Raw genomic sequence first — 19565 nt, 5'->3', positions numbered from 1 at the left:
CTCGACGAGGATGCGGTCGGTCGTCGACGTTTCCACGGGATCACGCGGTATCCAAACCGGCTAAGAGGCGGTAGACGATTCGGCAGGCGTCACCCCGTGAGAGCTCGTCCGCACCAGTCAGACCACAATCGTCCGCCGCGGCGCGAGGCGAGCAGTCCTCGGAAACAATCCGCATTCCTCTTCCCTTACACGCTTGTCGAACGTCGTCGATAAATTCTCGGGCGCTCACGACGTTATTACTGGGCGTCAGAGGGAGAACGCGTGCACGTTCGGTCGCATCTCGAGCGGAGTCGTCCGGGGCGTTCGCGAGAAGCGTAGCGGTCGAACGTGCCCATACTTCGGCCGTGTTCTCGTCCAGTGGGGCCTCCGGTCGGGCTTCGTATCCACGGAAGAACCCTTTCGTGGCGAGGAACTGGACGGCCGGCACCCACGGTTCGTCGGTTTTCGCGTCGAAGTCGGTAAAGAACGCGAGCGTGTTCCCGACCTCCGCGAGCCGACGCTGTAAGTCGGTCGGATCGAGCGTGCCCGGGACGGTACCGCGTTCGAGCGACTCGGCCGCGGCGATGCCTGCCGCCTCTCCGAGTTGGATCCACGTCGGCTCCAGCCGAATCGTCTGAAAGCCGACGTGGCTCGCGGACATCGCCATAGGGACGAGGAGGTTGTCGGCGTCTTCGGGGACGATGCATTCGTAGGGAATCTGGGAAGGAACCGTCAGCTCGGTCAGGAAGAATCGACCGTCTGCGGTCGTACCGGTTCGACGCATCGGTCGAACATCGTGAGCGTCGAGCGGATACTCGGCGATGGCGACCGCGGTCTCATTGATCGGCGCGCGATCAAGCCCCTCCGCCAGGAGGGCGTCACGCTCTGTGAAAGTTTTCCGCCCCTCGATCCGGCGCGCCTCGCGAACGTAGAGCTGGAACGGAACGTTGTCGTTGTCCTCGAACTCGTCTGCCGCCAGCCCCCACTTGCGGACCCGTTCCTGCAATCGCGGGGGAACCGCGTCGTCGTTCTGGAGGAAGTAGAGGAACCCGAGGACGTAGTCACGGTGGCGCTTCTCAATTTCCTCGCGACCGTCCCAATCGGCCTCGGGGTAGGCGTCGGATTCGCCCACGAGGTCGCAGGTGTTCAGGTCGTGTTTGTCGTTCGGAAGCTTCCCCCATTCGAAGTCGCCGCCCTGAAACAGCCCCAGTAGTTCCATCCCCGAACGCTCTAGTAGCGACGTTTGGGCGGGACAGGGCAGCGGTTCGGTCTCGATGGGGTCGACGGGACGGTAGGGATCGTCTTCCAGCCGCGTCCATCGGTTCTCGTCACCGACGTCCGGCGGCCCATCGTCTTCCATCCACTGAGTCATGGCGTCTGCCAGGGCGTCCGACGTCCGGGAGCGGAGGCCCGCCGCCATTCCGTCCTCGATGCCTTGTTCGTCGAGATACGCCGCCATCTCATCCCACGATTTTACGATCCAGAGGTACTCCCGTCGGTCGTAACCGTCTGGCTTCTCGGGATAGCGCCGGTTATCAGGGTCGCTACATAGGCACAACCGGTAGTTGTATGATTGAACTGCGTCATCGCCCTCGCCGGTGGTTCCCGGTCGCAGCGAGGCGTCGTTTTCGGCGTCGACGAAGACCCGTCCGGCGAAGCGTTCACCGTACTCCTCGCGGGACTCCCGACCCACCCGGTAGGGAACGCCAGCGATGGCGGCGAGATCTCCCTCGTAGGTCGCATCGATGAACACCGACGCATCGACCCGCACGGACGGCTCGTCGGCGAATGATTCGAGGGTGACACACCGGACGCGCGAGCCCTCTCGTTCGGCGCTCGCCGGATACCGTTGTCGCCGAACCGTGAGTTCCGGCACGTCGACCATCTCCTCGAAGACCCCTTCGGCGACGTGGGGTTCGAAGAACAGTCCCGCATTGCAGTTTCGGTACTGTTCCGACGCGTCACCGTAGGTTTCCCGGTAATGAATTCGAACACGCTCGAAGAACTCGTCCAATAGCGGAGCCCGTGCTTTCCGCGGACTGAGCAGCGTGTCGGTTACGCCTAGCCCGCTGGCCATCATACCGCCGAGGTGGTCGTTGAGCGCCACGAGACACGTCTCCCGACCGGCGCGGGCGGCGTGAACAGCTGCCATTACGCCGCCAGGCGTCGCACCGATGACTGTAACGTCGTACGATACCATGTGACATTAACTCGCAGCCTGGATGAGCGTATAAACCTTCTCCTCGAATCAATTTCGCACGCCTCTCAACACCGAAAACAGGTGGACCCGGTCACCACTCCGGCGGACGTTAGCTTACTTTCCAGGATCTTTCGAACCTCGAACTTCCACCGTCCCGTCGACGGAGCGCTCGAGGGCGTCGACGGCAGGATTTCGGTGGTCGGGGTCGGTCGGTGCTGGGTTTGCCATCGGAAACCCCGTCGCGGCGACGTCGAGACCCCCATCGCAGAACGTCTCGACCGCGGCATCCGCCAGCTCCGTCTGCCAGTCGAAGTATTCGACAGCAGCTACACCCGTCTCAGTATGTGCAGCGGCGGTCTCTTCGACGTCGCTGTCCGGAAAGAGTATTGCAAGCGTTATGTTCAGTTCGAACACAGTAATTGCTCTTGCGGGGTAGGAATTAAGATTCCGACGGAGTGTTTTCTCGCTTTTCCAAGCACCGCAACCGAGAGGGGATGAACGGAGCAGGTGAGAGACGGAACGTCGACGGTGGCGGAGAGAATCGAAGAGGTGCCTGCCCGACTCAACGGCGATGAGAGAGAATCTATAAAGCCCTTGCCCCTAAATAACACGAACCGTTCAGATGAATACTATCGACGAGATATACGTCGTCCACCACAGTCACACCGATATCGGATACACGCACGACCAGCCCGTCGTCTGGGATCTTCAGCGACGATTTATCGACAAGGCGATCGATTTGGCGGAGCGGGATATCGACCGACCGCAATCCGAAGCGTTTCAATGGACGGTCGAGACGACGGCACCGCTATTGCGCTGGCTTCGAGCAGCGTCCGACGAGGACGTCGCGCGATTTCGTGCGTTGGAGGAGCACGACCGAATCGAGGTGACGGGGATGTTCGGCAACCTCACGCCACTGTACGACCAGTCGGAACTTCTCGAATCACTCCGCCCATTGCGTTACCTGCGCGAGGAGTACGGATTCGAGATCAGCACCGGGATGAACGGCGACGTTAACGGCCACAACTGGCCGCTGGTCGACCGCCTGCTGGACGCGGGCATCGACGGGTTCTCCATGGCCGTGAACCGCCATTGGGGCGGTGCCCCGTTGGAGCGACCGCTCGCGTTCCGCTGGGAAGGCCCGAGCGGTCGTACGTTACGAACCTACAACGGATTCCAATACGGCGGCGGCTACAACATGGGTATCGGTCGAGATGCAGACGACCTTCGCTCCCGCTGGCTGCCGCGACTCGACGACCACTTGGATCGCATCGACTACGACCTGCCGATCCTCATGATCCAAACCACCCATCCGTTCTTCGACAACAACCCGCCGTTCGACACCCTCCCGTCGTTCGTCGCCAAGTGGAACGACGACCCCGCTGTCGCGGACGGCGACCTCCCGTCGTTGCGACTAGCGACACCGAGCAAGTGGTGGGACGCCGTCGACGACTGCGACGCGACGCTCCCAGTTCACCGCGGCGACTGGACCGACTACTGGAACTTCGGTTCGATCACCAGCGCGCGCGAGACGGCGATTAACCGCGAGAGTCGACGCCGACTGGGTACCGCGGACGCCCTGGAGTCCGCACTGACCGCGGCCGGTCGTGGCAAAGGCGAACGGTCTCCCGTCCGGCGGAGTGCCCCGGGACAACGCGAACAAGCATGGTGGAGCATGGCGATGTACGACGAGCACACGTGGGGCGCGGACGTCTCGGTCGAACATGCCGAGTCGGACGACACGCGCAGTCAGTGGGCTCACAAAGCGAAGCAGGCCTACGACGCGCGAAGCGGGAGTCTCCTGCTGCGGCGCGACGCCCTCGCCGAACTTACACGGCACGTGGCCGAGGAGGTGGGCGAATGACCGACTACTCAGGGGTTCTCGTCGCGAACCCGCTTCCGTGGGATCGGACGATCTCCGGCCCCGTCTCGAAGTACGCCGTCAACGCCCGGGGGCGGCCCGACGACGAACTCTCCGCCCGACACTGGCAAGACCGGGCATTCAACGACGACACGTACCTGCTTCCCCGAACGGAAGTTCCGGGGAACGGATACACCGTCGTCCCCGTCGGCGAATTACTGTCGAACGAAGGGTGGCCGTCCGACGAACGGCGAACCGTCGAGACCGACGCGTTCCGAATCACATTCGACCGGGAGCGCGGCGGTATCGCCGGATGGTGGGACAAACACCTCGGCTGCGAGTGGGTCGACGAGACGGCCGAGTACCCGTTGGCCGGCGTCGTCCGAGAGCGCCTGGCGGACGAGAACCACGAAGCACCTCGTGATCGGCTATTTCGCGCTCCGGAGGCCGGGGACGCCAATCCAAACGGTCTCTGGAACGCGGCTCCGGGACTCGTGGAGGACCGGGAGTCGGAATCGTGGGAGTCCCCTCGATTGGGCTACCAACCCGACTGGCGAGCGGAGCGGTACGGCCCGGAGCGCGTCACCGCCCACCACGTCTACCGGACGCCGCTGGGGTACGACGTCAGACAGTCGTTGACGGTATCCGGCCTCGACAGCGCCGTCGACCTCCGGGTGTTCGTTCCCGACGAGGGTCGCAACGTCGTGGTCGAGGCGACGTGGGTGGAGGGTCGGAGCACGCATCCATCCTCGACGTACCTCGCATTTCCTCTCTCACTCTCCGACCCGGAAGCGCACGTCGACGTCGGCGGGCAGGCGATGCGACCCGGGCGAGACCAACTTTCGGGGTGTAACCGCGATTTCTACACCGTCCAGCGCTGGACGGAACTCTCGAACGATGAGCGAGGGATGACGGTCGGTTGTCCGCTGAATCCCCTCGTCCAGTTCGGTGACTTCCACTTCGGGGAGAATCGAGAGGAGTTCGCGCTCGACCGGGCGCTGGTGCTCGGGTGGGTTGCGACGAACTACTACAACACGAACTTCCGCGCACACCAACCGGGCGTCGTCAGGGCGCGGTACCACCTCCGGCCTCACGAGGGTAGCTTCGACGAGGCGCGTGCCCACCGTGCGGGCGCGGAGGCAGACCACTGGGGCGTGCTTGCCCAGCCGCTCGCGGAGGGGGGAGCGTCGCCGCGGTTCCCTCGTTCCGGCCGGTGGTTCGACCTTCCCGATCCGCCCGTGCTGGTGCTCTTCGTCCGACCGGCGGGGAGGGCGGACGCCTTCCTCGACCCGGACGCGGTCGCCGACGAGACCACCCTCGATGGCCAGGTTGAGGTCGGTCTACTGAACGCGAGCGACGACGCCCGAACCGCGACGGTGGCCTCCGGCGTGCTCGAAATTACGGGCGCGCGAGCAGTGGGGGTGCTAGGCGAAGAGATGGACGGTCCGGCACTCGACGTGGACGACGACTGCGTCGTAGTCGATATCGACCCGCGGACGCTGCGCGTCGTTCGTCTCTCCTTTGGGGGGCGAACATGAAGGCGAGCGAGATTCGCGACTACCTGCGGTCGCTCGACGGGGGATGGGTGGACTGGGACGACACGGTTGATACGTTCAAGGCGGGCGACCCGAACGCGGAGGTCGAGGGCGTCGCGGTCGGCTGGATGAGTTACGCGTGGGCGCTCGAACGCGCCGTCGAACTCGGCTGCAACGTCTTCGTCACCCACGAGGGCACGTATTACGACCACGAAGCGGAGCCGATTCGAGAGAACCATCCGCCGAGCGTCGTCGAGTTGATCGACGAGAAGCAGGCGTTCATCGAGGAACACGACCTCGTGATCCTCCGGTGCCACGACCTCTGGGATCAATACCCGAAGATCGGCGTTCCGGATGCGTGGGGACGCCATCTCGGCTTCGCGGAAGCCGAAGAAGCGACCGCGGGAGAGATGCCGGTGCCGCCCGCGGCGTTCGGGAGCGGCGACTATTACCGCGTTTACGAAGTCGACGAGCAAACCGCCCGAGAGGCGGCCCGCGGAATCGCCAGTTCGGTTCGGGACGTCGGTCAGAGTGCGGTGGAACTGCTCGGCGACGGGGAAACTCCCGTCTCTCGAATCGTCGTCGGCACAGGTGCTATCACGCCCTTCCGACACATGTTCGACGCGTACGACCCGGACATGGTCGTCTGCTCCGACGACGGGTTCACCTACTGGCGGGACGGGCACGTCGCGGTCGACGCGGGCGTGCCGGTCGTCGTCGTCAATCACGCGACCGGTGAGGTGCGGAGCATCGAATTGCTCGCCGAACGCCTCGACGATACGTTCCCCGGTACGCCGGTTCATCACGTCGAGCAGGGCTGCATGTTCGAACTGGTGGAGAGTAGCGAAGGTACTTCGAACGACTAAGACGGCGGTCGGAAGAGCTCGTGGAACGCCGCCGACCGAACCGCGGGACGTGGCGGTTGCCGAGTTGGAGTGGTCGAACCGAGGCGCTTTGGACGGGCCGACCGGAAGTCGGAATCGGCACGCACTTTTCGCCGCGGAGCGACCATCTGCGGGAACTACGACAGACCGTGTTCGGCCATCTTCTCACGGAGGAATCGCGCTGAACGGTCGAGATGCTCTTTCCCTTTCTCGGCGTCGTACCCATCTTCGATGGAGATCCAACCGTCGAATTCCGCCTCGTCGAGGAGCGAGAAGACGGCGTCGTAGTCGATCATCCCTTCGCCGACGACGCCGTGTTGGAGGATGTCGGCGTATCCCTCCCCGCCTTCGGCTTCTATCTCGCGAAGATCCTCGACCGTTCCGCCTTCGAGGTATCGGTCGCTGGCGTGCATTGTGACGACACGTTCTTTGACGGCATCGAGTAATTCGATCGGGTCATCACCGGCGATGATGGCGTTCGAAGGGTCGTAGTTAACGCCGAACCACGGACTCTCGTCGATGCGGTCGAGCAACTCGAGGAACACGTCCATCTGCTGGGCGAACTCGGGGTGGTTCCAGTAATCGTCCTTGTAGTGATTTTCGAGGATAAGCGTCACCTCGTAGTCGGCAGCGTGCAGAAGCAGTTCGTCGATGCAGTTGCTCACCCACGTCAGCCCTTCCTCCCGAGAGACATCAGGTCGTCGCTGCCCTGAGAGGACGCGACAATAACCTCCACCGAGTCGAGCGGTCGCTTCGATGGCTCGTTTCTCCTGTTCGACCTCCTCTCGTCGCACCTCCGGGTCGGGGTGTGTGAAGTCCGGCGAATAGCACATCATCGGAATCGAAAGCCCTCGGTCGGTCGCAGCCGATCTGAGGCGATCCAGTTCTCCGAGGTCGTCCGCCGGTGTGATGCCCCAGTAGAACTCGACTCCGTCGACGTCGATGTCGGCGGCGACGTCGAACCATTCCTCGAGATTCATCTCTCCATCCATCAATTGACCGAGGTAGCACTTCGGAAACGCAGCAAGCGGCATGTCAGGCAGTCACCTCCGTCGAACCAATTAGTGATGGGGCCCAACTCATGCGTTCGGGGTCAGGACGCACTTGATATATTTCCGATCATGCATCCCTTCGAAGCACTCGCGCCACTCCTCTAACGGAGCGACGCGATCGACGATCGGTTCGACATCGAGCTGGCCCGTACTGAGCAGCGTGAGCACCTTCTCCCACGTCGGCCATGTATGTGAGAAGCTTCCTTGTACTGTGACTCCCTTCTGAACCACCGGATCCATACTATACTCCATGGGTTGGGGACCCCAACCGACCTTCGTAATATGGCCGTCGGGACGAACCGCATCCATCGCCATTTCGAACGTTGCGGAGTGACCCGAGGCGTCGATTACGGTATCGACGCCGAGACCGTCGCCGATGCTGTCTATCAGATCAGACGGATCGTCGATCGCGGTGTCCGTCGCGCCGAGTTCTTCGGCGACCTCGAGACGGTCTTCATCGACCGGGAGGCCGTTGGCGATGACGTTGCTCGCACCGGAGAGCGACGCCATCTGGACGCAGAGCAGACCGATCGTCCCCGGACCGAGGACGAGGACGCTATCGCCGGGATCGATTTCGGCGTTCTGGCAGACAGCGTTGTAGGCGACGCTACACGGTTCGGTCAGCGCGGCCCGTTCGAACGATAGTCCGTCTGGGACGTGATGAAGACACCGTTCGGGAACCGCGACGTAGCGTGCCATCGCACCGTCATCGCCGTAGCCGAAGCCGAGGCGGTCGGGGTCGAGATTATACTTTCCTTGTCGGCTGAGCGGCGATTTTTCGTCGATGACGGCGGCCGTCTCGCAGACGACCCGGTCGCCGGGTTCGAACTCTCCGTCGCCGTCTATCTCCTCCACGACGCCGCCGAACTCGTGGCCGAGTGTGACCGGATAGTTGACCCCCCAGCTGTGACTGCCGTGCCACTGGTGGATGTCGCTCCCGCAGATTCCCACCGCCTCGACGCGAATCAGCGCCCCGGCTTCGCCGACGTCGGGTACTTCAACCTCGCGGAGTTCAACCGCCTCCGGTTCGTAATTGACGAGCGCCTGCATCTGGTCTGCGCGCTCGTCGACCTGTACGGTCGTGGTTTGCTCACCCATGTCTAGGCTGACAATTGCTCGCCACAAATAGCTGCTGATTCGAGAGAAGCGTTCCGGTGCTACAGCACGTCCTCGATGGCGGCATCCTCGTACACCAGTCGTTCGAGTTTGTCCAGGGTGGCAGTCGGGTTCTCTCTCTGCCAGATATTTCGGCCGACCGTCAGTCCCTTCCCGCCGCCGGTCATGAACGTCGCCACGTCGCGGAGAAACGCCTCCTCGCTGACCGACGCACCGCCGCTCATCAGTACCGGAAGTTCGCCTGCGACGTGGACAGCCCACTCGACTCCCTCCTGAGTGCCGGGATATTTTATCTTCGCCATGTCCGCACCGAGCTCGAGTCCAATTCGCGCCGCGTAAGCGACGGTATCCGAGTCGTTGTGGTCGTTGACGCCCTGCCCGCGGGGGTACGACCAGAGCACGATCGGTAGGTCAGCGTCACGAGCGTCTTCGCGGGCGGCGGCGAACTCCGAGAACATGTCCGCCTCGCGGTTCGACCCGGTGTAGACGGTGTAGCCAATGGCGTCGGCGCCAAGTTCCGCGGCACTCTCGACCGACCAGATCGGCGGCGAGTAGCGATCGCCCATCACCATACTCGTCTTTCCGTTCAATTTTGCGACGAGGTTCACGTCGTCCTCGTAGGAAGGATGGTACGTCTCGGCGACCCCCTGATGGACGGCGAGTCCCGTGACGGCGTCGTGGGTCGCGATGTCGAACACGGCCGACGGGTCGGCGCGCTTCGGATCGTCTTCGAACACGGTCGGTCCCCGTTCGAGCCCGTGATCCATCGCGATAATGATCGACCGCCCGTCTCGGCTAATCGGAGTATCGACTACTGAACGCATCTGACGGATGGGCGTTCCGAAGGCAGCACTAAAGCCGTTTGGGTTAGTTCCTACCTCACGGGTTGGAACCTCGACCGGAACGGAGGCGAGGTTCCCTTTCGATAGCCGATTTCGGTGGGGAATTCTAGCTTTCAGTCGACATCACCCCTCCTCTCGAGCAGCTGAACTTTAAGACGAGACGGCAATATTGCCGCGAGAGAGCAATAGTTTTGTTACCATGGCCCGATTTCACTGTATCGACTAGTCACTATGGGTATCGATACAGAAACCCGAGAGTATATCGACGCCTGTCGTCAGGCACTCCCGCCGTCGTTAGCGAACCGTAAGGTCGTGTTTGGCTTCGACGGCGTCATCGACCGCATCCGAACAGCGGTGGCAACGCGATTCGATCCCGATGAGTACGAACGAATGAATACACTCGAGGAATTTGGGACACGGATCGTCGACGCTGCGTCTCTAGATACCTCTTGCAGTATCGAATGGTTCTGCGAGCGCAAGCGCGCGGGCGGCCACACGGCACATCTCGGTCGGGCGATGGAACGTCTCGGCCACCGACCGACGATCATCGGTACGTACGGCACACCGCCACGAGAGACATTTACTCGTGAGTACGAAAAGACGAAACTGATCTCGCTCGGTTCAGTTCCGGTCACCGATGCCGTAGAGTTTGACGACGGGAAAGTGCTCCTAAGCGACACCCGACGATTGGCGAAACTCGACTGGGAGCACATCTGCTCGGCAGTCGAACTGAACTCGCTGGCCGCGTCGATCGACAGAACGGAACTGCTCGGCCTCGGCTACTGGGCGACGATTCCGAAGATGCCCTCCATCTGGGAGGGTCTCCGTCGCGATCTCTGGCCCCGTCTCCGTGATCCACCGAATCGCGTCTTGATCGACCCGGCGGACTTGCGGCGCCTTTCGTCGGAGACGTTGATTCAAGGCGTGGAGCCGCTATCCGCCCTCGACGATGTCGTACCGGTGACGGTAAGCGCGAACCGCGCCGAGGCGCTTCTGCTCGCGAACGAACTCGATGCCGACGCTGACTCGCTGGTCGACGTCGCCGCCGTACTCCGCGACCGGCTCGGCGTCTCGGAAATCGTTGTCCACACGGTGTCGGAGTCGGTTCTGGCGACTGTTGACGACCGACACCGGGTCGTGATTCCGCGGATCTCGGAACCCGAGATTACGACCAGCGCCGGTGACCATTTCAACGCTGGGTTGGCCATCGCCGAACTCGCCGACATCGACGGCGGCGCTCGACTCGTCGTCGGCAGCGCCGTCGCCGGGTGGTTCGTGCGAAACGGCCACCCGCCGACGTACGACGAACTCCTCGGGTTCGTCGACCGCTACGAGGAGTTATTCGGACGGTCGACGCTCTCGTAACCGATGGAAAGGAGACGGGACCCCGGTACCGCCGTCTCGTGTAGCGTCGGTGATTTCGTCGGCGCTCGTCCCTGCCGACCCCTACTCATCGTTCCGAGCGTGCTCAGCGGAACCTTTCGAGCAACTCGGCACCGGTGCGGAGCGAGTCGACCGGCTTGGCGGGCTCGTCGTGCTCGTAGATAAACCACTCCACTCCTTCGGCGCGGGCGGCATCGATGCACGCGGCGAGATCTACGTCGCCCTCGCCGACCTCGACCGACTTCTTTTCGGCCGTGTCGACGTCTTTGACGTGAAGTATCGATAGCTTGTCGGCGTGGCGGTGGATGCGCTCGACGGGGTCGTCACCGCCGGCGGCAACCCACCCGACGTCGAGTTCGAGGCCGATTCGGTCGTCGAGCGCGTCGAACAGGAGGTCGAACGGCGTCGACCCGTCGAGCGAACGGAACTCCCAGTGATGGTTGTGGTAGAGAACGTCAATATCGTGCTCCCCGGCCCGATCTGCGAGCGATTCGAGCTGTGAGGCAGTCTCCTGGATTCCCGCCCGTGAGTCGAGTTGCTCCTCGCCGACGGAAACGGAAAGCGTTGCGCAATCCACGGCGTCGTACGTATCTATCGTCGCTTCGAGTTCGTCGGGAAGTCCCGATAGCGGAGTGAACGGACCGAGGTGGGCACCGGGGACGGCGAGTTCCCTCTCGGCGAGCGTTTGGACGACGGTTTCGGTATCCGCCTCGGGGAGGCGATGGAGGAACTCGACGCCGTCGTAGCCCGCGTCGGCGACGCGCTCAAGTACGCGAGGGAGCGGTTCGTCGATATCTCTGAGTGTAAAGAGATTTATAGCAGTTCGCATGGGGGAACGATAGCAGCCGGGGCTAATAGTTTTTACCTAGGAACGGCGGCGATCGAACTTTGTACTCCATGTTCAATTCAATGACGTTAGCGGTGCTGAGCACGGCTTCGGGAAGCTCTGTTCGGTAGCGTTCTTCACGTGTCCGACCGAGCGGCGCCGCGACGCTGACGGCACCGATCGCGTTGTTGTCCATATCTCGGATCGGTGCGGCGACGCAGCGGAGGCCGCGGTGCCACTCCTCATCGTCGTATGCGTATCCGCGTTTTCGGATGGCCTCCAGCTCCTCCTCAAGTTCGCCCCTATCAGTAATCGTCTCTTGGGTTTTGCTCTCCAACCCGTGTCTGTCGAGTATCTCGTCGAGTTCGTCATCGGGAGTGTATGCGAGAATCGCTTTTCCGGCCGACGTTTGGTGTAAGTGAACGCGCTTTCCGACGTGGATGCTCGTGTTCACCGCGTCGGTGCTCTTGGCCTGCGAGACGTAAACGCCACGGCCGTGCTCTTCGATCATCAGATGAGCGAGCTCTTCGGTTTCGTCGGCGAGGTTGTCGAGTTCGTCCTCCGCGGCTTCGAGCAGTGGAATCCGCTCGCGGACGAACTCGCCGAAGTCGAGAAACCGCAGGCCGACGCGATACTCCTCGCCGTCGAAAACAATGAACTCCGACTGTAGCAAGGTTTGGAGGTGGTTGTGTACCGTGCTTTTCGGGAGCCCGAGATGTGCCGCCAGTTTCGTCACACCCGCTCCTTCGAGATGTTTGAGCGCCACCACGATTTGAAGGGTGGTGATCGAGGCCTGGACGATGTTTTTCTGTTCCCCCATGACTGGCGCGATTGTACTCAAGGGAGGAGCAAATATCTGTTCATACGTGGCGAACATCAGACTCGGCGCCGATTATCGATCGTCATCGACGAAATCCGACGGACTAGCGGAGTGTTTTCCTCGGTACGTGACCGACACGCAGACGACGATTCGACCGACAGAATCGTACCTGTTCGTGATATCGGAGTTATCGACCACCCGTCGCTTCCGGCGGAAGCAATCGACGAACTGATGGATCGTGCTCGTTAACCAGACGGAGTAAACGTGGCGACATACCGTCAAACACCTTCGAACCCTAAGTTCAGCTAGAGCGAACAGGGATATTTAAATTCCTATCAAATCAAATAAAAACAAAAACGACCGACTCAGGGCTGAATCTGCGGTAACCAAACTGTTCTCGTTTTCTAATCGGCGTCCAGCGAATCGGTTTGGTAGTCCCGAATGCATATGGCGCTCCGCCGGAGTACTTCATATCATGCGAATACTCTACATCGACTGTGATTCACTTCGAGCAGACCACCTAGGGTGTTACGATTACGATCGAGACACGTCGCCGCACATTGATTCCCTCGCCGATGAAGGAATGCGGCTCACTAATTACTACGCCTCAGATTTGCCGTGTCTTCCTTCGCGGACGGCGTTGTTCACCGCGCGGTTCGGCATCCATACCGGCGTCGTCAACCATGGCGGCCTGAACGCCGATATTCGACCGGCCGGTCGGACGCGAGGGTTTTCGGGTACGGAGGCATTTCAAACCCTCCCGGCTACCCTCCGAGACGCGGGGCACTACACGGCCTTGATCAGTTCGTTCCCGACTAGACACGGCGCGTGGCACACCCTCGACGGATTTCAGGACTGGCAGGATACCGGCCGCCGCGGTTTCGAGCGGGCGGACGACGTCTCCGCGTACGCCGAGGCGTGGCTCGAAGATCACGCCGCCGAGGAGGATTGGTATCTCCACGTTAACTTCTGGGATCCCCACACTCCTTACCACACACCCCTCGATTACGGCAACCCGTTGCAGGAATCCGCTCCGGACTGGCCCGATGAAGAAACCATCGACGCACACCACGAGGGGTACGGACCGCACAGCGCACAAGATCTCCACGGGGTTGGCAAAAATCCGGATCACAATATCGACTGGGGAGAGGATCCGGAGCTGGCGCGGACGCCCAGGCAGATCGCTTCCCGCGATGATTTCGAATCGTGGATCGACGGGTACGACGTCGGCATTCGGTATATGGACGATCACATCGGAACTCTTCTGGAACTCCTCGAACGGAGGGGCGTTCGCGAGGAGACGCTCGTCATCGTCAGCGCCGACCACGGGGAGAACCAGGGCGAGTGCAATATCTACGGCGATCACCACACCACCGACCACCCGACCGGACGCGTTCCGCTGGTCGTGAGCGGGCCCGGAATCACAAACGGGGTCGACGACGGTTTTCACTACCACCTCGACCTCGCACCGACGCTAACGGAGTTTCTCGAAGTTGAACCGGCCGCCGGCTGGGACGGACGGTCGTTTGCGGCTACGCTCACTGACGGTGTCGACACGGGGCGAGCGGAGTTGATTCTCAGTCAGGGAGCACTCACCTGTCAACGGGGCGTTCGCTGGGAGAATTGGCTATTGCTGCAAACCTATCACGATGGGCTCCACGACTTCGCCGCCGTTGAACTGTACAATATCGAGGACGATCCGCACGAGACGACGGATCTCTCCGCGATCAATCCCGACGTCGTCGCCGAGGGAATTACTCGACTCGAAGAGTGGCATTCCGATAGGATGGCCGAGTCCGCCCGCGACGAGAATGGCGGAAATCCTCATGCGCCGAATGGGTTACGCGATCCGCTTTGGAACGTTATCGAGGAGGGCGGTCCGTATCACGCGACTCGACGTCCCAAGAAGGTTCGTCGCTATCTCCAGCGTCTCCGTGAGACCGGTCGTGAGGGACACGCCGAGCGTCTCGAACGCCAGTACGGCGACGTTCTTTGATTCCGATATCGGCATCGTACCCCGTACACCAAGCGGGAAAACCGCATTCGAAGTTTCCATATCTCCTGACCCGTATTTCCGGATGCAAGCTGCCAGTACGACGTGAAGATTTCCTTCCGATCCGATAATCCGCCACGTCGGCAGCGCGGGATACAGAAGATAGTTACAGTTTTATTTTCGCTCCAAGAATCACGCACCGTATCAAGCATATTTTCCGAAAATATTTACAGCATACAATCCCTGTCTACCCTAATAGTCTACTTGCAGAAGTTTCCGCAGATGGGTCTTGGAACGCTCTCGATAACGCGGAGGAAGTTAAAGCGACGAAGCGACTCGCGATCGCGATTACCTGCAAACAGGACGCCCCGCAGACGGACTTAGCCACGTGAAATGAGCTCTCGTGGAAGACCGGGTACAACCGGCGTCACGATTCGAGGAGGAGTCGATTCACGATGCGACCAACGACGAGGCTCGTTCCGATCTCTGCCGAAACTCGATCGAGAAAAACAAACCGAAGTCCGCCGACTACGAGACGAATCACGTGCAAACGCCGGCTACGACGCTGGGGAATGGAGTGCGTCGCTCGTTCAACGGCTTGCAGACGATAGTTCGATGTCACCTGTTCGCGCACGAGCGCGAAACGACTCCGATCAGAATACGAGTAATTTATTTTGGAATTTACGATCACACCAGTCGAGCGGAGAGACAGATGTCGACTTTATCAATATGCAGATAGTAAACGTGAATATCGAATGGAGAGGCCACAAGACACGTATGAATCGACGAGAAAATACCGATGGATGGGGTCTTCCGACCATCGACTGTATTCACATCAGGACGATCACGGGGAACCACTCACGGTTCCAGAGAGGTTTTGATGCAGCGCTCACGGTCGACTCTATCGAGAGTCGGAACTCCGACTTTGACTATTGGGTTCTCCGACGAGGTTTCCACTTTTTCGAAGCTATTATCTCGCTCTTGGAGTGGCCGATTCGAGGGTGTGTTGACCGGGGACGTCAGAGTCGCGGGCGGCGCGAACGTCATCCAGCAATTCATCGAAGCCAGGCTCGTTGACGAACTCTAAATCCATCCTTCTCCCGTCCTGTTCGGCGATGGAATCCAATTATTCGATCACATCGGCATAGGGGACATCGAACCGGAAAAAACGCGAATCGCCGAATCTCCCGAAATCACGCATTTCGGATACTGCGTCGTAAAAGACGACGAACGTGAGAAAAGTGATCGTATCGACATTCGTAACGCTGGGGTATCGCGGAAGCGCCCGAGCAGTGGAGTGAGTGACGAGAAAGACCGCCGATAATCCGCCGGAAAATCGGTAGACACAAGCATACGGCCCATCTGATGAGACTGGAGCTAGACAAATGGAAATCGCTGACGAGTTACTCTGTCTATTTAGCGCCGGGGTCGAAGAACAGGACGGATCCTACCGTATCACAGTCCCTAAACGGGAGATATCGGACGGTGCTGTGGAGCGTGATGGAGCGTATCGCGTGGCATTGCTTGGTTCCGAATTTACGGCGAGAGACGATTCAGAGCCGGAAACAGAACAAACCAAAGACCGATCCGATCCACCTGTCGCAAAGGGAGACCGTCGGAGCGTCGAAATCGAAGGTATCGGCGAGCAGGGCGACGGCATCGCCCGTGTCGAACGCGGCTACGTAATCATCGTTCCCGACACGGAGAAATACGACCGCGTAACCATCGAAATCACCAGTGTTGCGGAGACCGTCGCCTTCGCTGAGGTCGTCAAGCGACGACCGTACTACGAGTAGGTGACTATCGAAAATCCAGCAGTAAGTACAGGCGACGAATTCTGTCGTAAGCCCCTGTTACTCAACTATATGGAGATAGAACTGAAACCATGCAGAGTGAACCGATGGCCACCGAAACGACCAACTGGTTCAGTACCGACACGGAGTGCACTGGGCCGAGTCTACCGACACAGTACACATTGACGGCCTCGTATTCGATCGAGCCAGATTATCCGCCAGCACTGGCTGTAGTTGAGGCTGTAGTTGACGTCACCGAGCCAGCCGATGGCCAGGCCTCGCTCGAGTTGTACGAGCACGTCGATCCGGACGCGCTCAATGATATCATCTCGGAAAGTTCGAACAAGAGGAGTAACGTCGAAGTTCGATTTGCGATCGAGACGTATCTCGTCGTCGTCCGCAGTACTGATCACATCCTTATCTACGAACCACTTGATGCTCACTAGAACGCAACTGCGGTTAGTCGATGGGTCACTGTAGTGAGGCGCTGGGAGGCGGCGACCGTGAGCGTGCTCGCCGATCAATTTCACTGCTTGACATCATCTGAGCGTGAAAACACAGCATCATGAAAACGCTGACAAGCGCTCCGCACGGAGTTGCATCGAACGAGATGACACGGACGCTCACGCTCCCTAATGGAGAAACCGTAACCGAGGACGACATCATCCTATACAACGGGTATCCGTATCGTATTCGGTTCGTAGACGACGACAGGTACGAGTTCGAACTTTCGCCGCTGTACTGGGGAAACAGCGGGATGGACATTCCCTTTTCCGACCGAGAAGCACTCGTCGACCAGTGGGAAGCCGACTCGCGAGGCACCCTGACGAGCACCGAGTGGAAACAGTGGTTGCGGGAAGCACGCCATAATCCGCAGTTCACCGACGCAGAGATCGATGAAATCGCCCGCGTGCTTCCGACGACCAGCGGCCTGCTCGAACGCCTTCGTCGAATACTCCACCGCTGACGTACTGATCGATCATCAAAGCAGTTTCCAAATCGTTGTACTGCGTCGCTTGTCTGTCCACCATCGACTCGAAGCGATTTTCTGCCTGCCCCCATGACGTCACCACATGGGATGCCAACGTGCACACCACTTCGGCGTGACTGTGACGGAACTCGACCGCGCTGTCGAGTTCTATCGAGACGTTCTCGGTCTTACTGTCCTCGATCGGTTTACTGTCGGCGGATCGTCGTTCTCGAAAGCCGTCGGTGTCGAAGGGGCAACTGGGAGATTCGCACACTTAGACGCCGATGGTGCGCGGGTCGAACTCGTCGAGTACGATCCCGAAGGAACGGATCGGACAGCGAGTGCTATTAACCAACCCGGGGCGACGCACCTCGGCTTGGAAACCGATGACATCGATACCTTTTACGAGACGCTACCTACAGACGTCGAGACGCTGAGTGAGCCGCAGACGACCGAGAGCGGGTCACGAATCGTATTCCTCCGTGACCCAGAGGGCAACCTCGTCGAGATCATCGATGCGTAACCCATCAGCGCCACCCGACTGAAGATCGAGTGTCTCACCGCTCGATTCACCGCGTGTGAGAGCTGACCCTGCCAACTGGACGTGGGGATGCGTTCGAAATAGAGGTGAACAACCCAACCTGTTGGAACGTTAGTCGTCGCTGGTTAGATTTGACGTCGACATCTGGTTCGAGGCTGGTTTTGCCGAGAGATCCTTGCGATGGGCATCCCACTCCGAAAACGCATACACCAGAACGACGAGCGTCACAACGCCAGCTGGAAGTAACAGGAGCGGGCTGAGGTTCGTGACGCCGTAGAGCAGAAACATGACCGCTGTCGCCAGCAGGACAGTGAAGGCGTAGTACATCTGGGTACGGACGTGGTCGATGTGATCCGAGCCCGCGAACGTCGAGGCGAGGACGGTCGTATCGGAGATGGGAGAACAGTTATCGCCGAAAATCGCGCCACTGAACATCGCTCCGATGGCGACCGAGACGAACTGCGGCGAACTGCTACCGATGTTCCACGCTAGCGGTATCACGATCGGGGTCATGATCGACATCGTCCCCCAAGACGTACCGATGGCAAAGGAAATGAACGCGGATGTGAGGAAGATGATGATGGGTAGTACCATCGGCGAGACGACGCCCGTCGCATACGAAGTGACGTACGTGCCGGTGCCGAGGGCAGTCGCAACGGAGCCGATCGACCACGCTAGCACGAGGATACTGACAGCCGTGAGCATGGTTCCGAATCCGTCGATAACGGTATCCATCGTCTCGTCAAGCGTCATGGCATCCTCGATGAGTGCCAATACAATGGCCGTCGCGACCATGGCAAACGACCCCCAGACGAGTGCGGTTGCGATGTTAGTATTGTTTATCATTTCCACCGTCGTTCGACCTGGGGCGTACCCCATCATCACCGCCCCGCCGATAACAACGACGACGAGCGCAAACACGGGCGCGATAAACATCCGGAGGGGTGCATCATCGAGTACGGGTTCTCCTAAGTCCTCTTTGATGTTCTGCAGCGGACGCGCATTCTCACGAATGACGTTTCCCGTCCGTTGGGCGCGATTTTCAGCTTCGAGCATTTCGCCGAAGTCCCGCTGAGTGAGAACGATGACACCAACCATGGCCACCGCGAGTAATGAGTACATGTTGAACGGGATGCTCCGGAGGAATGTCGCGGCCGCAGATGGGGTTTCTCCGACGATGCCGAGTTTCTTATACTGATTTGCAATCAACCCGATCTCGAACGCAACCCAACTCGAAATACCCATAGTTGCCACGGGCGCGGCAGTCGAGTCGAGAATGTACGCTAACTTCTCGCGCGACATATTCATATTGTCAGCGAGGTCTTTCATCGAACTCCCGACGATCGCGTTATTGGCGTAATCGTCGAAGTTCCAAATGATACCGAGCAGCCACGCTGCAGCCCCGATTTTCCGGTGAGAGTCAATCCGTCCGGTAGCGAACCGTGTAATCGCGAGCGCACCGCCTAACCGCCAGATGAGCGCAATCCCGGCCCCTAGCAGAAGCGTGAAGACGAGGATTTTAGCGTTGAATGTACTCTTGCCGATGGAGGCGATGATCCAATCGAATGTCTGCGCGACGCCGACGCTCTCGGAATAAATGATGCCGCCGACCCAGACACCGAGAAATAGCGACAACAGCGCCCGGCGCGTCACGATTGCTAGTACGATAGCCAAAAGCGGCGGAACGAGCGATAGTATTCCGAAGTCTGATGCCATGCTATCTGTATACTAGTAGCACTATAAAGTATTTCTCTCACGAAAGTTTATTAA

At 60.0% G+C, this 19565-nt stretch carries 17 protein-coding genes; 9 read left to right on the top strand and 8 right to left on the bottom strand.

Annotation, left to right across the window (positions count from 1 at the left end):
* Positions 1 to 40: 40 nt before the first annotated feature.
* On the bottom strand, positions 41 to 2179 hold the full coding sequence (locus LIW51_RS24500) for an FAD-dependent oxidoreductase (protein WP_227378755.1): 2139 nt from the start codon (positions 2177 to 2179) through the stop codon (positions 41 to 43).
* A 114-nt stretch (positions 2180 to 2293) separates the two neighbouring features.
* Positions 2294 to 2593, bottom strand: a complete 300-nt coding sequence (locus LIW51_RS24495) for a hypothetical protein (protein WP_227378754.1) — start codon at positions 2591 to 2593, stop codon at positions 2294 to 2296.
* A 208-nt stretch (positions 2594 to 2801) separates the two neighbouring features.
* Here LIW51_RS24495 and LIW51_RS24490 point away from each other — a divergent pair, with 208 nt between their 5' ends.
* Genes LIW51_RS24490 through LIW51_RS24480 form a run of 3 tightly spaced genes read left to right on the top strand, consistent with a single transcriptional unit; the run spans position 2802 to position 6441 of the window.
* A complete protein-coding gene (locus tag LIW51_RS24490; protein ID WP_227378753.1) occupies positions 2802 to 4043 on the top strand; it encodes a glycoside hydrolase family 38 N-terminal domain-containing protein in 1242 nt (413 codons plus the stop codon).
* Entirely contained in the window at positions 4040 to 5578 is a 1539-nt protein-coding gene (locus LIW51_RS24485; RefSeq protein ID WP_227378752.1) for an alpha-mannosidase, read from the top strand. The genes LIW51_RS24490 and LIW51_RS24485 overlap by 4 nt, the downstream gene beginning before the upstream one ends.
* Positions 5575 to 6441 carry a Nif3-like dinuclear metal center hexameric protein gene (locus LIW51_RS24480; protein ID WP_227378751.1) on the top strand — a complete coding sequence of 289 codons (867 nt, stop codon included), beginning with the start codon at positions 5575 to 5577 and terminating at the stop codon, positions 6439 to 6441. Before LIW51_RS24485 ends, LIW51_RS24480 begins: the two co-directional genes overlap by 4 nt.
* Before the next feature lie 155 nt (positions 6442 to 6596).
* Here LIW51_RS24480 and LIW51_RS24475 read toward each other — a convergent pair whose 3' ends face one another.
* Genes LIW51_RS24475 through LIW51_RS24465 form a run of 3 tightly spaced genes read right to left on the bottom strand, consistent with a single transcriptional unit; the run spans position 6597 to position 9451 of the window.
* Entirely contained in the window at positions 6597 to 7493 is an 897-nt protein-coding gene (locus LIW51_RS24475) for a sugar phosphate isomerase/epimerase family protein (protein WP_227378750.1), read from the bottom strand.
* Positions 7494 to 7538: 45 nt separating this feature from the next.
* Positions 7539 to 8609, bottom strand: coding sequence for a zinc-binding dehydrogenase (locus LIW51_RS24470; RefSeq protein ID WP_227378749.1), 1071 nt, complete (start codon positions 8607 to 8609; stop codon positions 7539 to 7541).
* A 59-nt stretch (positions 8610 to 8668) separates the two neighbouring features.
* Positions 8669 to 9451 (bottom strand): class I fructose-bisphosphate aldolase, encoded by a 783-nt coding sequence (locus LIW51_RS24465; RefSeq protein WP_227378748.1) that lies wholly within the window; start codon positions 9449 to 9451, stop codon positions 8669 to 8671.
* A 249-nt stretch (positions 9452 to 9700) separates the two neighbouring features.
* Between LIW51_RS24465 and LIW51_RS24460 the strand changes: the two genes are divergently transcribed.
* Complete coding sequence (locus tag LIW51_RS24460; RefSeq protein ID WP_227378747.1) at positions 9701 to 10834, top strand: carbohydrate kinase family protein; 1134 nt, start codon at positions 9701 to 9703, stop codon at positions 10832 to 10834.
* Between the two features lie 103 nt (positions 10835 to 10937).
* On the opposite strand, the gene LIW51_RS24455 is transcribed toward LIW51_RS24460, so the two are convergent.
* Together LIW51_RS24455 and LIW51_RS24450 are read right to left on the bottom strand one after the other, a co-directional pair.
* Positions 10938 to 11681: a sugar phosphate isomerase/epimerase family protein gene (locus LIW51_RS24455; RefSeq protein WP_227378746.1), complete on the bottom strand. Its 744-nt coding sequence runs from the start codon at positions 11679 to 11681 to the stop codon at positions 10938 to 10940.
* A 22-nt stretch (positions 11682 to 11703) separates the two neighbouring features.
* Positions 11704 to 12498 (bottom strand): IclR family transcriptional regulator, encoded by a 795-nt coding sequence (locus LIW51_RS24450; protein ID WP_227378745.1) that lies wholly within the window; start codon positions 12496 to 12498, stop codon positions 11704 to 11706.
* A gap of 475 nt (positions 12499 to 12973) precedes the next feature.
* Here LIW51_RS24450 and LIW51_RS24445 point away from each other — a divergent pair, with 475 nt between their 5' ends.
* The 5 genes from LIW51_RS24445 to LIW51_RS24425 all read left to right on the top strand — a co-directional run bounded on the left by LIW51_RS24445 (position 12974) and on the right by LIW51_RS24425 (position 17777).
* Positions 12974 to 14494, top strand: coding sequence for a sulfatase family protein (locus tag LIW51_RS24445; RefSeq protein ID WP_227378744.1), 1521 nt, complete (start codon positions 12974 to 12976; stop codon positions 14492 to 14494).
* Between the two features lie 1382 nt (positions 14495 to 15876).
* Positions 15877 to 16287 carry a TRAM domain-containing protein gene (locus LIW51_RS24440; RefSeq protein WP_227378743.1) on the top strand — a complete coding sequence of 137 codons (411 nt, stop codon included), beginning with the start codon at positions 15877 to 15879 and terminating at the stop codon, positions 16285 to 16287.
* A gap of 89 nt (positions 16288 to 16376) precedes the next feature.
* Complete coding sequence (locus LIW51_RS24435) at positions 16377 to 16730, top strand: HalOD1 output domain-containing protein (RefSeq protein WP_227378742.1); 354 nt, start codon at positions 16377 to 16379, stop codon at positions 16728 to 16730.
* A gap of 164 nt (positions 16731 to 16894) precedes the next feature.
* The gene (locus LIW51_RS24430; protein WP_227378741.1) at positions 16895 to 17251 is read left to right on the top strand and encodes a hypothetical protein; all 357 of its coding nucleotides are present in this window, start codon (positions 16895 to 16897) and stop codon (positions 17249 to 17251) included.
* A gap of 106 nt (positions 17252 to 17357) precedes the next feature.
* On the top strand, positions 17358 to 17777 hold the full coding sequence (locus LIW51_RS24425) for a VOC family protein (RefSeq protein ID WP_227378740.1): 420 nt from the start codon (positions 17358 to 17360) through the stop codon (positions 17775 to 17777).
* 129 nt (positions 17778 to 17906) lie between these two features.
* On the opposite strand, the gene LIW51_RS24420 is transcribed toward LIW51_RS24425, so the two are convergent.
* Positions 17907 to 19511 (bottom strand): Na+/H+ antiporter NhaC family protein, encoded by a 1605-nt coding sequence (locus LIW51_RS24420; protein ID WP_227378739.1) that lies wholly within the window; start codon positions 19509 to 19511, stop codon positions 17907 to 17909.
* Positions 19512 to 19565: the final 54 nt, after the last annotated feature.

This window comes from Haladaptatus halobius (assembly GCF_020618475.1).
GTDB lineage: Archaea > Halobacteriota > Halobacteria > Halobacteriales > Haladaptataceae > Haladaptatus > Haladaptatus halobius.
This window is presented reverse-complemented; position numbering and strand designations above follow the sequence as displayed.